The 14,847-nt window shown below is 64.5% G+C and carries 13 protein-coding genes; 3 read left to right on the top strand and 10 right to left on the bottom strand.

Translation table 11 applies throughout. The features are described 5' to 3' along the window. The 9 genes from ACLB6G_RS12015 to ACLB6G_RS11975 form a co-directional block, all read right to left on the bottom strand. Window positions 1-1,941, bottom strand: a 1,941-nt coding sequence (locus ACLB6G_RS12015) for an Ig-like domain-containing protein (RefSeq protein WP_410356412.1), incomplete at its 3' end; no start/stop codon positions are given. Window positions 1,942-2,477: 536 nt separating this feature from the next. Continuing rightward, on the bottom strand, window positions 2,478-3,068 hold the full coding sequence (locus tag ACLB6G_RS12010; protein ID WP_410356411.1) for a helix-turn-helix transcriptional regulator: 591 nt from the start codon (window positions 3,066-3,068) through the stop codon (window positions 2,478-2,480). A 323-nt stretch (window positions 3,069-3,391) separates the two neighbouring features. Next, window positions 3,392-4,339 (bottom strand): NAD(P)H-dependent flavin oxidoreductase, encoded by a 948-nt coding sequence (locus ACLB6G_RS12005; protein WP_410356410.1) that lies wholly within the window; start codon window positions 4,337-4,339, stop codon window positions 3,392-3,394. 62 nt (window positions 4,340-4,401) lie between these two features. Continuing rightward, complete coding sequence (locus ACLB6G_RS12000) at window positions 4,402-5,571, bottom strand: ABC transporter substrate-binding protein (protein WP_410356409.1); 1,170 nt, start codon at window positions 5,569-5,571, stop codon at window positions 4,402-4,404. A gap of 41 nt (window positions 5,572-5,612) precedes the next feature. Next, window positions 5,613-6,659, bottom strand: a complete 1,047-nt coding sequence (locus ACLB6G_RS11995; RefSeq protein WP_410356408.1) for a branched-chain amino acid ABC transporter permease — start codon at window positions 6,657-6,659, stop codon at window positions 5,613-5,615. Next, window positions 6,659-7,531, bottom strand: a complete 873-nt coding sequence (locus tag ACLB6G_RS11990; RefSeq protein ID WP_410356407.1) for a branched-chain amino acid ABC transporter permease — start codon at window positions 7,529-7,531, stop codon at window positions 6,659-6,661. The genes ACLB6G_RS11995 and ACLB6G_RS11990 overlap by 1 nt, the downstream gene beginning before the upstream one ends. Then, window positions 7,531-9,375 (bottom strand): AMP-dependent synthetase/ligase, encoded by a 1,845-nt coding sequence (locus tag ACLB6G_RS11985; protein ID WP_410356406.1) that lies wholly within the window; start codon window positions 9,373-9,375, stop codon window positions 7,531-7,533. Before ACLB6G_RS11985 ends, ACLB6G_RS11990 begins: the two co-directional genes overlap by 1 nt. Then, entirely contained in the window at window positions 9,372-10,181 is an 810-nt protein-coding gene (locus tag ACLB6G_RS11980) for an ABC transporter ATP-binding protein (RefSeq protein ID WP_410356405.1), read from the bottom strand. Before ACLB6G_RS11980 ends, ACLB6G_RS11985 begins: the two co-directional genes overlap by 4 nt. Next, window positions 10,178-10,966 (bottom strand): ABC transporter ATP-binding protein, encoded by a 789-nt coding sequence (locus ACLB6G_RS11975; RefSeq protein ID WP_410356404.1) that lies wholly within the window; start codon window positions 10,964-10,966, stop codon window positions 10,178-10,180. The genes ACLB6G_RS11980 and ACLB6G_RS11975 overlap by 4 nt, the downstream gene beginning before the upstream one ends. Window positions 10,967-11,245: 279 nt before the next feature. Here ACLB6G_RS11975 and ACLB6G_RS11970 point away from each other — a divergent pair, with 279 nt between their 5' ends. The 3 genes from ACLB6G_RS11970 to ACLB6G_RS11960 are packed head-to-tail and all read left to right on the top strand — an operon-like array spanning window position 11,246 to window position 14,375. Then, the gene (locus tag ACLB6G_RS11970; protein WP_410356403.1) at window positions 11,246-12,067 is read left to right on the top strand and encodes an enoyl-CoA hydratase/isomerase family protein; all 822 of its coding nucleotides are present in this window, start codon (window positions 11,246-11,248) and stop codon (window positions 12,065-12,067) included. Continuing rightward, the gene (locus tag ACLB6G_RS11965) at window positions 12,064-12,789 is read left to right on the top strand and encodes a TetR family transcriptional regulator (RefSeq protein WP_410356402.1); all 726 of its coding nucleotides are present in this window, start codon (window positions 12,064-12,066) and stop codon (window positions 12,787-12,789) included. The genes ACLB6G_RS11970 and ACLB6G_RS11965 overlap by 4 nt, the downstream gene beginning before the upstream one ends. Before the next feature lie 38 nt (window positions 12,790-12,827). Further along, the gene (locus ACLB6G_RS11960; protein ID WP_410356401.1) at window positions 12,828-14,375 is read left to right on the top strand and encodes a class I adenylate-forming enzyme family protein; all 1,548 of its coding nucleotides are present in this window, start codon (window positions 12,828-12,830) and stop codon (window positions 14,373-14,375) included. A gap of 15 nt (window positions 14,376-14,390) precedes the next feature. On the opposite strand, the gene ACLB6G_RS11955 is transcribed toward ACLB6G_RS11960, so the two are convergent. Further along, entirely contained in the window at window positions 14,391-14,831 is a 441-nt protein-coding gene (locus ACLB6G_RS11955) for a MaoC family dehydratase (protein WP_410356400.1), read from the bottom strand. Window positions 14,832-14,847 lie beyond the last annotated feature (16 nt).

Here is a 14,847-nt window from a genome sequence, read left to right as displayed (position 1 = left end):
CACGTTCACCGTCGCGTCATTGGTCTGGCCGTCGGCGGCAACGCCGCTGTCGGTCGCCAGCGCAACGCCCGGCGCCGGAACCGTCGTGTCCAGCGTGATCGTGGTGGCCGGCGACGTGAAGGAGTTACCCGCCGCATCCGTTATCTGGACGGTGAAATCATAGCTGGCATCGCCGGAAAGCGTGCCGGCGGTCAGTTCCACCGGTCCTGTCTCGGAACCTGTAACGGTATAGGTCACGGCCGGCGAAAGTGAGGCGCCTCCGACCAGGAGTTCGACCACGTCGCCGGCTTCCGCCCCGGACACGTCGACGGAGAAGGTCGGCGTCGTGTCGTTCGTCAGGTTGTCGCTGTCGCTGCTTCCGCTGTCCGAAGCCACCACGAGGTCCGGCGCCGCAAGGCTCGGAACCGTCGTGTCCACGTCCACCGTGAGTTCCGTGCCGGTGCGCGTGTTGCCGGCCGGGTCGGAGAAGCGCACGGCGATGGTGTGGTCGCCATCGGCCAGCGTGGAGGCGGTCAGCTGGATCGTGGTGCCGAGTTCGCTGCCATTGATCGTATAGGTGGCGATGACCGCGTCGCCATTGCTGGTGTCGATCAGTTCGACCGTGTCGCCCACCTCAAGGCCCGTGGCGGGAATGGCCACGTCGAATGTCGGCGTGTTGTCATTGGTCAGGTCGTCGCTGTCGCTGTCGCCGGAATCGGACGCCGCCACCAGGTCCGGCGCGGCCGGCACATCGGCAATCAGCGTGTCGATGGAGAAAACGTCGATGACCGTCGTGTCGGGCAGGTTGTCGCCGGTGAAGCTGCGCGCATTGGTGATCTCCACGTCCACATCCGACAGGTCGATATTGGCGTCGGTCACCGAGAAGGTGAAGGTATAGGTGTCGTTTGCGCTGGTCGTCGTGCTCCAGGAACCGGAGACGTAGCTGATGGTCGATGACGGGTCTTCATCCGGGAAGCTGATGACCGGCGTCACCGTCGGCTGGGTGTTCATCGACTGGTCGAACACCACGGTGATGGTGATCGTGCCGGTGGAGGCATCGGCTTCGCTGATCACTGGAGAAGAAGACGTGACGGAAACGATCGAAGGGGCCATGATGTTAATCTCCAGTTCGTTGGAAGAGGTGTCGCTGGATGTGTTTCCAGCCGCATCTGTCGAGGTGACGGTGACGTCGTTGAAGCCCTGGGTTTCAGGGCTGTAGGTGCCGCTGTCGGGCGGCGTCGAAAGGTCGAGGGTCCAGTTGCCGGCGCCGTCCGGCGTCACGGTCCATGTCGCGCCGCCCACGCTCACCGTGGTGGTCACGCCGGCCTCGGTGGAGGCCGTGCCGGTGATCACGGGCGCGGTGTCGGCGCCGGAATAAAGCGGGTCGACGGTCGGTTCTGCGGGGGGTGTAGTGTCGCTCGGCTCGGCGAAGAACGTCCCGCCGAATTCGCTGATCGCGCCGGAATCCCCGGTTGAGTTGTTGTCATAGAAATCAAGGAAGGAATCATATGTGGCAAAGGACGAATCGAAACTCGCCTGCAATTCGATCCGGACAGTAAAGCCGGTCACCGTCTCGTCGAGGTCGATTACCTGGCCCGGACCTCCGGACAGGCCGTCATCACTCGCCAGTTCCCATACCGCCCCACCCGATCCGCTTTCGATCGTGGCCACCAGCCGGGTATAGACCGTGCCGGCAATCCCGGGCGCGCTCGTCTGGCCAACCCAAACAGCAACCTGCTGACCGCCAATTATCGAATCAAAGGACAATGTCTCCAAGGCCTGGTCGATGGAACCGTCCATGGCCAGGCCCATCCCGGTCAGGCCCCACCAGAAATTGCTGTAGTCGGTGGTGTTCAGGTTGTCGAAGGTGAAGACGACGCCTCCGTCACGACCCGGATTTCCGCCGTCACTGCTGAACGTGTTGCCTCCCGGCGCGGGATAGATCGGACCTAGAATTGTCATGGCTGCCCTCCAAAATATTCACGGGGCGAGATCTGAAAGTCGGCCCGACTGGCCGGTCCGGCGCGCCTTCCTGCAAGCGCAGGGCGCGCTTGCCAGGCCATTGCAGGCCCGGCCAGCCATGAGAGATGAGAGAAACCCCCGATTGTGCGTCCGGACGCAAGGCAAAAGCCATCCCTGCCACCGGCGCGCCAGGGCGCCAGCGGTTGCATCGTCCGATTGTCACGTAGTTTCAGAAGTTTCCTCTGCAACCACAGAGGAGAAAACATTCAGCCTCCACCCGTACGCCCCTACACTTTTTAGTTGAACCCAACACCTTTGTTTTTTCTTATATGCTTAAGGAAACATAAATCATTGCAGGTGGGAAACTCCCAAATGGGTACGTACTGCAAATTTTAATGATATGATTAACGACCATGCCGGGAATGCCGGCATGTCCGGGCTGCACGGCCGGCGGACAAGGCAAGCGCATGTGCCGCCGGCAGGCACAGCAGATCGGGCAATGATCGTGGATAGGCCGGCCTGGCCCTGGCGCAGCCTTACACGCGCAACCGCCAGACCAGCACCGTCAGCTGGTGCTGCGTCTTCGTGCCGGTCTTCTTGAAGATCTTTTTCAGGCGCGCACGCACCGTCGATTCCGAGATTCCGAAATCCCTGGCAATGCCTGCAACCGTCTCGCCGTCGGCAATCGCCGAGGCAATGCGCGCCTCCAGGGGCGCCAAGCCGTAAAGCGCGACGACCGCCGGATCGCGGTATGCGCCCTGGTCCGGGCTGTAGTTCCGCCACACGGCGACAATGCGCGGCGGCTCCCGGCCCTGGCGCGCCTCTTCCGGCGGAGGCAGGAACCCGTAATGCACGATCTCCCCGCTGCCGTTCTCGATGAGGCCGGCGCGCGGCAGCCAGTCGTCCAGGTTCTCCCAGTTGCGGGCCGAAGCCGGATCCCCGCCGGATGAACGACCCAGCGAGCCGGAAAAACATTGCGCAAGCCGAGGCAGGACGTCCTTGTCGCCGCTGGTTTCACCGGCCACGGCGCCTGCGCTGTCCAATACGGCATAATGCAGGCCGAGGCTCCTGGCGGCCTCGCACATGTCCCGGATCTTCGCGGCCAGAATCCCCTGCTCGGCCGTCATCAATTGCTGCTCTCCACGATCAGGTCGTCCCCGTTCCCGGCTCGCCGTTGCCCGTCCTAGAACATCCGCCAGAGATTGGCCGTGAACATCCGGGCAGGCTTGCAATTGCCCATATATGGGGCATGGCGCGCTCAGCGCCAGATTGTCAATCGGCGATATCTCGCATTTTATATATATTAAAACTGTTTCAGATACGAAACCGCAGCCTCGTCCGGGCCAGCACGGCGGCCGTCTCGATGCTTGCGGATTCCGGGAAAGGCCGGGACCCCGGAGCAGCAGGCAGGGCCCGCGGCATGGATCGCAAGAAAACGGGAATATGCCTGTCAGGAAAGGGACTTGCCGAACGGGTCGTTGGCGGCAAGGTGCATGGCTTCCCGGTATTCCGCCGCCATTTGCTCGCACAGGCCGGCGACGCCCGGCATGTCGCCGATGGCGCCCACGCCCTGGCCTGCGGCCCAGAGGTCGCGCCAGGCCTTGGCGTCCCCGGTTCCGAAATCCAGTTCGCGCGGCGGCGACAGGTCGTCGGGATCGCGGCCCGCCTCGGCAAGGCTTGCGCGCAGGAAGTTGCCCGGCACGCCGCTGACGGCGGGCGTGTAGACGATGTCCGCGGCCCTGGCTTCGAGGATCATTTCGCGCTGGCGCGGCACCGCCATGCTCTCTGCCGTGGCCATGAAGCGCGTGCCCATGTAGACCATGTCGGCGCCCATGAGCCTTGCGGCCGCCACCTGCCGCCCGGTCGAGATCGCGCCCGCCAGCACCAGCGTGCCGTCGAAGATCGCGCGCATTTCCTGCATGGCCGCGAAAGGCGAGATCAGGCCGGCATGGCCGCCTGCGCCATAGGCGACCGCGATGAGCCCGTCGACACCGGCAGCGGCGGCCTTTTCGGCGAATTTCAGGTTGGTCACATCGTGAAACACAAGGCCGCCATAGCCCTGGACAGCCTTCACAAGGTCCTGGTTGAGCCCCAGCGACGTGATGACGAGCGGCACCTTCCTGTCGACCGTGATCGCCAGGTCCGCTTCAAGACGCGGATTGCTGCGATGCACGACCAGGTTGACGCCGAAGGGCGCGGCATCCGGCTGCAGGCGTCCGGCGATCTCGTCCAGCCAGTCCGCATAGCCCTGGCTGGAGCGCTGGTTGAGCGCTGGAAAGCTGCCGACGACGCCGGCATTGCAGGCCCCGGCAACCAGGTCCGGACCCGATATCAGGAACATCGGCGCCGAAATGACAGGAAGGCGCAACCGGCCTTCCCATGCCGCGGGAATTGGCATCGCTCTTTCTCCAGCCCTTGGGTCACAGGCCCGCCGGGGGCGGGCCTGCGACGGTGTCAGCCTCAGTATTCGGCGAAGTCGGTGAGCGCCTTGAAGGTCTTGTCGGCAGCGTTGAGCTGGTAGACCGCAACCGCCGTCCCCGAAAGCTGCTTCTCGTTGTCGAAGCTCAGCGGCGCGCTCAGGCCCTCGGTATCGAAGTCCTTCATCGCACGCAGCTTCTCGATGGTGCAGGCACGGGTCAGTTCCTGCCCGCACTCGCCCATCGCCGCCGCCAGCGCCTTCAGGCCGACATAGGTCACGAAGGTGTAGCGGTTGATCGCCGAAAGCTCGTCTTCGGAGAGGTATTTCTTCGCCTTCTCCATGAAGGCGTCGACGGCGGGACCGCTCAGCGCCACGTAGTCGGCCACCAGGTAGTCATAGCCGGCGGGGGCGGAAAGGTTGACCGACGGCGGCATGTTCTCGCTCCACACCGAGGCGACCTGCATGTCCATGCCCAGCTTGCGCGCCTCGCTGAGGATGTTGGCCGCGCCGGCGATGATGCCGCCATTGGCCAGCACGTTGACGCCGGCCTGTTTCATCTGCGCCACTTCGGCGGCGAAGTTGCTGGTTCCCTTCTTGAAGCGGACCTGGACGGCATCCGTGACCCCGAATTCCTCCACAGCCCGCTTGTAGCCGTGCTCGACGGCGACGCCGAAATCGTCGTCCTGGCGGATCAGGCCATAGACCGGGTTTTCCGGCTCCAGGTTCTCGTGGATGTATTTCAGCTGGGCATAGAAGGCGTCCGAATAGCTGGCGCCCACGGTGAAGACCGACGGACGGACCGGCTCGTAGACCAGTTCGTTCGGCGCCGTCGTGACCACGGTCGGCAGGTTGTTTTCCTCGATGAGCGGCATCATGGCCAGCACGTTGGCCGTGCCGGACGTGCCGTTCAGCGCGAAGATGCCGTCCACCTCGATCAGCTTGGTGAGCGCCTGGAAGGAGCGGGCCGGCACGTAGCCGTCATCCTCGGTGATCACCGTGATCTTGCGTCCGTTGACGCCACCGTTCTCGTTGACCTCCGAGGCGGCGATCTTGGAGCCGGCGGCCACGGCGCGCCCGATGAAGGAGGCCGGTCCGGTCATGATGTTCACGTCACCGATCCTGATTTCGGTATCCGTCACGCCCGGATCGGCGGCATGAACCGCTGTCGAGGCGAGCAGCATTGCGGCAAGCGTAAGCAGTCTGGTCTTCATGGTTTCCTCCACTTTGTTTGCCCGCCTGCCGGATGCTCCGGCTAGTAGGCGAGCGGCCAGTTGCTCCAGTATTTGCGGAAATCGCGCCAGAGGCCGATCAGGCCCTCCGGCTTGAGACGCAAAAACGCGATGATGACGACACCATAGGCGACGCCGCGGATTTCGTAGACATAGGTCGTGTAGAAGCTCGAGCCCGGGTCGGTGAACAGCGCGAAGAAGATGCGGATCGCCTCGGGCAGGAGCGTCAGGAAGATGGCGCCGAGGATTGCCCCGGCGATCGATCCCAGGCCGCCCAGGATGATGATGGCGAGCGCCTCGATGGACAGGATCAGTGCGAAGACGTCGATGTTGACGAACCGGATCTGCAGGGAGATCAACGCCCCGGCCAGGCCGACGATGAACGAACTCACCATGAAGGCATAGAGCTTGTAGCGCACCAGGTCGACGCCCATCACGCGGGCGGCGATGTCATGGTCGCGGATCGCCATCCAGGCCCGGCCGACCCGCGAACGCTGGATGTTGAGCGCCGCGAAGACCACGATCACCGTCACCGCGAAGGTCAGGTAGTAGAGCGGGTTGCCGCGCTGGACGTTGAACCCGAACAGGCTGGCGCCCGAGACGAAGATGCCGTTCGGCCCGTGCGTCAGGTCCTCGGCATAGAGGATGACGTGGTTGACGATGAACGCGAAGGCCAGCGTCGTGATGGCCAGATACAGCCCCTTGAGCCGCAGCGACGGCACGCCGACCAGGATGCTGATCAGGGCGGCCACGACGCCGCTTGCCGGCAGGCTCAGCCATACCGGCCAGCCGTAGTCGGCCAGCAATATGGCATTGGTGTAGGCGCCGATGGCCAGGAACCCGGCCTGGCCCAGCGAAATGAGCCCGGTCGTGCCGGTCAGCATGTTCAGCCCGACGGCGCCGACGATGGCGATCAGCGTCGTCACCAGCAGCGTGATCTGGTAGTTGCCGAGGATGAAGGGTGCCACGAGCCCTGCGAGGAAGAGGAGGCCGACGAAGGACCACACGACCTTGCTGTCGCTCAGCGCGATCAGTTGTCCGGTTGTTTCCTTGAAATGACCCGTCCGCATCAGACCCGCTCGATTTCCTTGCTGCCGAACAGTCCGAAGGGACGGACCATCAGCACGATGATGATGATGACGAAGCCGGAAATCTCCCGCAGGCCCTGGCCGACATAGCCCTGGAACAGGTTCTCGACCACGCCGATGATGAGACCGGCCAGCGCCGAGCCGATGACGGAATCAAGCCCGCCCAGGATCACCGCCGGGAACGACTTGAGGCCCTGGAACCAGAGGTCCGGTGCCAGCTTGTAATTGGCGGCGAAAAGGACGCCGGCCACCGAGGCAATTGCCGCCGACAGCATCCAGGCGACCGCGTGGATGCGGCTCACGCTGATGCCGACGAGCAGCGCCGCCGTTTCGTTGGAGGCCACCGCGCGCATGGCGATGCCCATGCGGCTGAAGCGCAGGAAGGCCCAGCCGCCGGCGGTCATGACGAGGAGTGCGCCGATCAGGTAGAGTTGCGCCGGATAGAACGGCACGGAACCCACATAGACGACGTCGGTGGCGATACCGGCATTGAAATTGAACGGGTCGGGACCCCAGATCATGATCGTGATGCCGCGCAGCACGACCGCGAGACCCACGGTGACCATCACGATGGCAAAGACCGGTTCGCCCAGCATCGGCCGGATGAAGACGCGCTCCAGCACCAGCCCGATGAACATCGAGATGGGAATGGTGACCAGGATCAGCGGGAAGAAGGACAGGTTGAATGTCGTGTAGAGGGTGAACGAGATGTACGCGGTCAGCATGACCAGTTCGCCCTGGGCGAAGTTCACCACGCCCGTCGACTTGTAGATCAGGGCGAAGCCCATGGCGATGAGACCGTAGGCGGCGCCCGAGACCAGTCCCGTGGAGATGAGCAGGAGCAGGAAATCCATCAGGCCGCGTCTCCATAGATCGACCGGATTTCCGGCTCGAACTTTTCTTCGATGATCTTGCGGCGCACCTTCATGGTCGCCGTCAGTTCCCCGTCGTCATGGTCGAGTTCCTTGGTCAGGATGACGAACTTGCGGATGTTCTCCACCCGCGCGAAGCGTTCGTTCACCTTGCGGACCTCTGCGTCGATCAGCTCGCGGACGTCCGGGTTTTCGGCCAGCGAGCGGTAGGTCGTGTACTGGACATTGGCTTCCTGCGCCCACTTGCCCGTCGTCTCCAGGTCGATCTGGATGAGCGCGGAGAGGAAATTGCGCCCGTCGCCCAGCAGGATGGCTTCCCGGATATAGGGCGAATCCTTCAATGCGTTCTCGATCAGCGACGGCGTGATGTTCTTGCCGCCCGACGTGATCAGGATGTCCTTCTTGCGGTCCAGCACGCGCGCCTCGCCGTTGTCGTCGAAGGCGACGATGTCGCCGGTATGCAGCCAGCCGTCGTCCAGGGCCCGCCGGGTCGCCTCCTCGTCGAACAGGTAGCCCTTGAACACGCTGGCGCCGGCAAGCAGGAGTTCCCCGTCCTCCGCCAGCTTCTGCTCGACACCCTCGATCACGAGGCCCGACGTGCCGAGCGAGGTGGCGCCGGGACGCTGGCTGTGCGAGGCGCCGGCGCATTCCGTCATGCCGTAGATCTGGTAGACGGGGACACCGATGATCCAGAAGAACAGCAGCACTTCCGGCGAAACCGTCGCGCCGCCGCAGAAACCTGTCTGGACACGGTCGAGGCCGAGAAACGTGCGCAGGTTGCGGAAACAGATCAGCGACAGGAAATGGTACGTCAGCGCATCGGCGGTGCTGGCGAAGCGGCCGCCATTGGCAAGGCGGCGCTCGGCGATGGGGCGGCCCTTCGCCATGCAGAAATCGTAGACCCTGCGCTGGAAAGGCGTCGTGTCCTTGACCCTGTAAAGCACCGCCTGCAGCATCTTTTCCCAGATGCGCGGAACGCCGAGGAAGCCCCTGGGCGCGATCTCCCGGAGATTGACCACGACGGTGTCCACCGATTCCGCGAAGGAGACGGTGCAACCGGTGACAAGCTGCATGACGGTGGAGAAACTGCGCTCCGCCACATGACACAGCGGCAGGTAGCACAGGACGGAATAGTTCTGCCGGTCCAGATTGTGGATCGCGGCCATGCGGCTGGCCGAATGCAGCATGTTGCCATGCGTCAGCATGGCGCCCTTGGGCATCCCGGTCGTACCCGACGTGTAGACGATGATGGCCACGTCATCGGCCTTGCCGCTGTCGATCTGCCGGTCGATGAGCGCGCCGAGTTCCGCTTCCCTTTGCCGCCCGAGCGCGACCAGGTCGTCGAAGGACATCAGGCCGGGCTCGTCATACTGGCGCATGCCCTTCATGTCGATCGCGATGATGTGGGTGACGTCCGGCAGGCCGCCCTCGCGGCGCCGCGCCTCGATCACCTTGTCGGTCTGCTCCTGGTCGCCGCACACGACGATGCGGGCGCGCGAATGGCGCACGATATATTGCAGTTCGGGCCAAGGGTTTGTCGGGTAGACGCCAAGGCAGGCGCCGCCGGCCATCTGGGCGCCCAGATCGGCAAACAGCCATTGCGGCGTGTCCTCGCCGGCAACCGCGAGACGGTCGCCAGGTCCGAAGCCGAGCGCGCTGAGGCCGATGGCTGTCAGCCGCGCCTGCTCGTAATAGTCCTGCCAGGTGAACCGGACCCAGCGACCGAGCTCCTTTTCCCGCAGCGCCAGTTCGCCGCCATGTTCGCCGGCCCGCTTGCGCAGCACTTGCGGCATGGTCATCGTCGCGATGTCGGTTGAGGGATTCATGCCGCCGCGCCTCCCGTCGTCCCGGCGGTCCGTGTGCCTGACCCGTGCGCTCCCAGATAGGCCTCGATGACCGCAGGATTGGAGGCGACTTCGGCCGGCGTGCCCTCCGCGATCTTGCTGCCGTAGTTCATCACGCAGACATGATCGGAGATGTCCATCACGATGCCCATGTCGTGCTCGACCATGAACACCGTCATGCCGAGTTCCTCCTTGAGATCGAGGATGAAGCGCGCGATGTCCTCGCGCTCTTCCTGGTTCATGCCCGACACCATCTCGTCGAGCAGCAGGAGCTTCGGCGAGACCGCCAGCGCCCGCCCCAGTTCGACGCGCTTCTGCTGGCCGTAGGAGAGCGTGCCGACAGGGTGGTCGCGGATCTCCTCGATTTCGAGGAACTCGATGATCTCCTCCACCCGCTCGCGCGCCAGGATTTCCTCGCGGCGCGTGCGCCCCCAGAAAAGCGCGGCCTCCACGGGCCCGGATTTCAGGTGCGAATGCATGCCGACGAGCAGGTTGTTGACGACCGTCTCGTGCTTGAAGACGGCCAGGTTCTGGAATGTCCGGGCAATGCCGAGGCGGGTCAGCGCATGGGTCGGCGTGCGCGCAAGGTCGCGCCCCTCGAACAGGATCTGCCCCCCGGTCGGCTTGAACACCGCGCTGATCAGGTTGAACAGCGTCGTCTTGCCAGCGCCGTTGGGGCCGATCAGGCTGTAGATCTGTCCCTGCTCGACATGCAGGCTCACATCGTTGACCGCGACAAGCCCGCCGAATTTCTTCGTCACGCCGTCCAGCCGCAGGAAACCGGTCATGACAGCCACCGCTTGCGGCGCTTGTAGTGCTTCACGTCGCGCATGCTCTTTCGCTCACCGCCCGAATAGCCCAGATAGAACTCCTGCACGTCGCTGTTGGTGCGCAGCTTGCCGGCCTCGCCATCGAGCACGATACGCCCGTTCTCGATGATGTAGCCATAGGATGCCGTTTCCAGCGCAAGCTGGGCGTTCTGCTCGACCAGCAGCACCGTCACGCCATTGTCCCGGTTCAGCGAAACGATCGTCTCGAAGATCGTGTCGACGATCTGCGGCGCCAGGCCCAGCGACGGCTCGTCCAGCATGAGAAGGCGCGGCTTTCCCATCAGCGCCCGCCCGATGGCGACCATCTGCTGCTCGCCCCCCGACAGGTAGCCCGCCGTCTGGTGGCGCCGCTCATGGACGCGCGGGAACATGGCATAGATCCGGTCCAGCCCTTCCGCCGCCTCTGCGCGGTTGCGCGTGATGCCGCCCATCAGCAGGTTTTCCTCCACGGTGAGGTCGGCGAAAAGCGCCCGCCCCTCGGGCACCTGCACCAGCCCCTCGCGAACGATCTCCCTCGGCGTCCGGGCGGCCAGGTCGCGCCCCTCGAACGTGACCGACCCGCTGACGATCTCGCCGTCTTCCTGGTAGAGGACCCCGGATATCGCCTTCAGGATGGTCGACTTTCCCGCTCCGTTCGAACCGAGCAGCGCCACGATGGCGCCGGCAGGGACAGACAGCGAGACGTCGCGCACCGCCTCGATGGCCCGGTCGTAGAGGATCTGGAGATTGTTCAACGACAGCATGAAATGAACGCGCCTCACAAATGAATTGCAATTATCTAGGCACGTGAAATCGCAGACGGCGAGCCAAACCGGACTCGCCTCGCGGCTGACGCCGCCAGTCCGGCAAAACCGTCCGATCCCCATTCTTTCTGCTTGTTTTGCACCGTTTTTTCTCCTCCCCCTCACCACTTTGCGCCCGTTGTTTTTTCTCTTGCGGAACGCATCGAAATGATGAATTGTCCTCATTAAGATCACGAACAAGAGATTTGTCAATCAGGTTTCTGAAGGTTGGAGGCGCGAATGATGGAACAGGGCGAATCCGTTTCTCCCGCCACGCTCGACTGGCCGAAGCCGGGAGTGGCGCGCATCCGGCTTGTCCGCGGCGAGCAACACAACACGCTGACCGGCGATGCCGTCGCCACGCTGCACAGGCTCGTGGACGAATGCATGGAAGCCGGGGCGCGGGTGCTCGTCATCACCGGCTCGGGACAGAGCTTTTGCGGCGGTGCGCATGTGAAGTACTTCACCGATCCGGACGCGCCCCTTCATCGAAACCCGCGCGCCATCCGCGACGACTACGTCCTCCCGATCACCCGGCTTCTGCGACGGTTGCAGGAGGCACCCTTCGTCACCATTGCCGCCATCAACGGGTTTGCGCTGGGCGGCGGCTGCGAACTCGCCATTTCCTGCGATTTCCGGATCATGAGCAGCACGGCGCGCATCGGCTTGCCGGAGGTGCGGCTTGGCGCCGTCGCCGGGGCGAGCGGCGTGCAGGACCTGTCGCGCCTCGTCGGAAGGGCGCGGGCGCTGGAAATCGCACTGCTCGGAGAGCGGATTTCGGCGGCCGAGGCGCTTGCTGCCGGCCTCGTCAGCGCCGTGCACGAGCCCGAAGACCTCGATGAGGCCGCGATCGGGCTCGCAAGCCGTTTCCTGGACAACAGTCCGGCGGCCATTGCGGAGACGAAACGCGCGATATACCTGTGCGAAACCCTGCCGCCCCGGGCCGCGGACACGGCCGCGCTCGACGCCGTGTTCAAGGCCGCGGCGGGCGGGGAATGGTGGGAGGGCATGGCTGCCTTTGTCGAGCGCCGTCCGCCCGGATTCGCGACGGAGAAGAAATGAGCGGCAACGGAACCCAGAAACGCCAGGTCACGCGGCTCTCGCGGGAACGCCGCGTCTTCGACATCATGGCTGCGGCGAGGTCGGTCTTCCGCGAGAAGGGCTATGAGGACGCGCCCCTGTCCGACATTGCCGAGCGGGCGAACGTCGTCGAAGGCAGCATCTACCGCTATTTCGAGAACAAGCGTGATCTGCTCGTCAAGGTTATAGAGGACTGGTACGAAGGCATGCTGGCCGACTACGGCCAGCAGCTCTCCGGCATCAGCGGCACCCGCAACCGGCTGCGCTACATGATCTGGCGCCACATCAACACGATTCACGAGGAACCGGCGCTGTGCAACCTGATGTTCCAGCACATCCGCCCGAGCAGGGATTACAGCCAGACCGCCGTCTTCCAGCTCAACCGTGAATATACGCGCCAGACGCTGGAAATCATCCGCACCGGCATCGAGGCCGGCGAGTTGCGCAATGACGTTCCGCTCAGGCTCGTGCGCGACATGATCTATGGCTGCATAGAGCACCACACATGGACCTATCTGCGCGGCGAGGGAAACTTCGATCCTGATGCCAGTGCCGACGCCATCGTCGACCTGGTGCTCAGCGGATTGCAGGTGCGCGCGCCGGCCGAACCGGTCCGTCCGGACATTGCCGAGCGCCTGGAAAAGGCGGTCAGCCGACTGGAGGAGATGGCGCGGAGCGGCGATGCGGGCGCCCAAGCGCCCTGAGAGGTTTGCCGCGAACGTGTCGAGGGAGGACAACGCGGATGCAGAACGCCAAAGGAACCGCAAGCGACATCCTGGCCGCGGGCCGGATCACCGTCCACGGCCTTTTCCAGGCCAGCGTCCGGCGCAATCCGCATGCCACGGCCATCCGCACCACGAACCGGCGCGTGACCTATGGTGAACTCGACGGCCGCGTCCTGCGCCTTGCCGCTGCCCTCATGCATCGCGGGATCGGCCGGGGCGACCGCATCGCGCTGCTTTCGGAGAACCGGCCAGAATATGCCGAGATCGAACTTGCCGCGGCGGCCATTGGCGCCATCGTCGCCTGCCAGAACTGGCGTCTGACACGGCACGAACTCCAGCACTGCATCGATCTCGTCGAACCCGCGCTGATCGTGGTCTCGGAGCGCTACCGGGAGATGGCGGCGACGCTCGACCTGAAGGGCCGACCCTGCACCGTCATCGAGGCGGACCACGAGCGGCTCATTCGCGACCATGCGCCCCCGGCGTCCCTGCCCGCTGTCGATCCGGAAGACGGTCTCGTCATCCTCTACACGTCGGGAACCACGGGCCTGCCCAAGGGTGCGCTTGTCAGCCACCGCGCCCAGATCGCCCGGAACATGGTGCTGCGGGTGGACATGCATGCCCGCGAAAGCGACGGTTTCATCGCCTGGGCGCCGATGTTTCACATGGGCTCCACGGACCAGGTTCTGGGCGCCTTCATGTCGGGCGCGACAGTCACCATCGTGGACGGCTTCGATGCCGATGCAATCGTCGCGGCCATGCTCGAGGAGGAACTGGGCTGGATGCTGTTGATGTCGGGCTCCATCGAGCCGGTGGTCGACATCCTGAAGACGACGGGCAAGCGGCCGAAGAGCATCCGCGCGGTCGGCGCCATGGCCGATCTTGTGCCCAAGCAGCTTGTCGCCGAACTGTCCCGCCTGGCAGGCGCACCCTATCTCAACAGTTTCGGATCGACCGAGACAGGCCTGCCGCCCGCCTCCGCCTGCCTCATCCCGCCGGGCGAGATGCCCTCCAGCCTGTCCAAGCGCAAGAGCGCCCTTTGCGACCTGCGCCTCGTCGACGGCGAGGGAAACGATGTGCCCGATGGCGAGCCGGGCGAGGTCGCCGTGCGCGGCCCGACCGTCTTCAGCGGCTACTGGAATGCGCCCGAAACCAATGCCCGTGATTTCGCCGGCGGCTGGTTCCGCATGGGCGACCTGTTCGTGCGCAACCCCGATGCCTCGTACGATTTCGTCGACCGCGCCAAGTTCATGATCAAGTCCGGCGGCGAGAACATCTACCCCGCCGAGATCGAGCGTGTCCTCCTGGCCGATCCGCGCGTGGCCGATGCCGTGGTCGTGCGCCGCCGCGATGACCGCTGGGGCGAGGTTCCCGTCGCCTTTGTCGCGCGCAACGACGACAGCCTGACCCAGCAGGACGTGGAGACGCTCTGCCGTGCGAATCTGGCAGGCTACAAGCGGCCCAAGCAGGTGCATTTCATCGGCTTTGACGATTTCCCGCGCAGCACCACGGGCAAGATCCTTCGCCACGAGATGGAAGCCCGGTTGCGCGATACCGGCGCCTGACCGCGATCCGGCCTGTCAGGCGCTGCCGCCATCCTCGGCGCGCAGCACGACGGTCATGCTGCCGCTCTGGACCAGGCGGTTTTCCTGGTTGAACACCTCGAAGGCGAAGACGCCGAGATTGCGCCCCGGCTTCGATGTCGGGCGGACCGACCGGACCGTGACGACGGAACGGATCGTGTCGCCGATCCGGACCGCACCGGTGAAATCCCAGTTGATGTTCACCAGGCCGATCACCCGTTCGCCGAACAGGCCGGTCTGGGTCGCCATGCCGATGGCGGTGGCCATCGTGTGCGGACCATGGGCGATGCGCCCGCCATGCGGGGAGGTTCTGGCGAATTCCTCGTCCACGTGGATCGGCGTGAAATCGCCCACGAGGCCGGCGAACAACGATATGTCGCCCTCGCCGATCGTCCGTCCCGCGGTTTCGATCCTGACGCCCGGCGCGAGATCCACCATGGCCACTCCCTTCCCG

Origin of the sequence: Zhengella sedimenti (assembly GCF_046506625.1) — a bacterium.
Classification (GTDB): domain Bacteria; phylum Pseudomonadota; class Alphaproteobacteria; order Rhizobiales; family Rhizobiaceae; genus Zhengella; species Zhengella sedimenti.
This window is presented reverse-complemented; position numbering and strand designations above follow the sequence as displayed.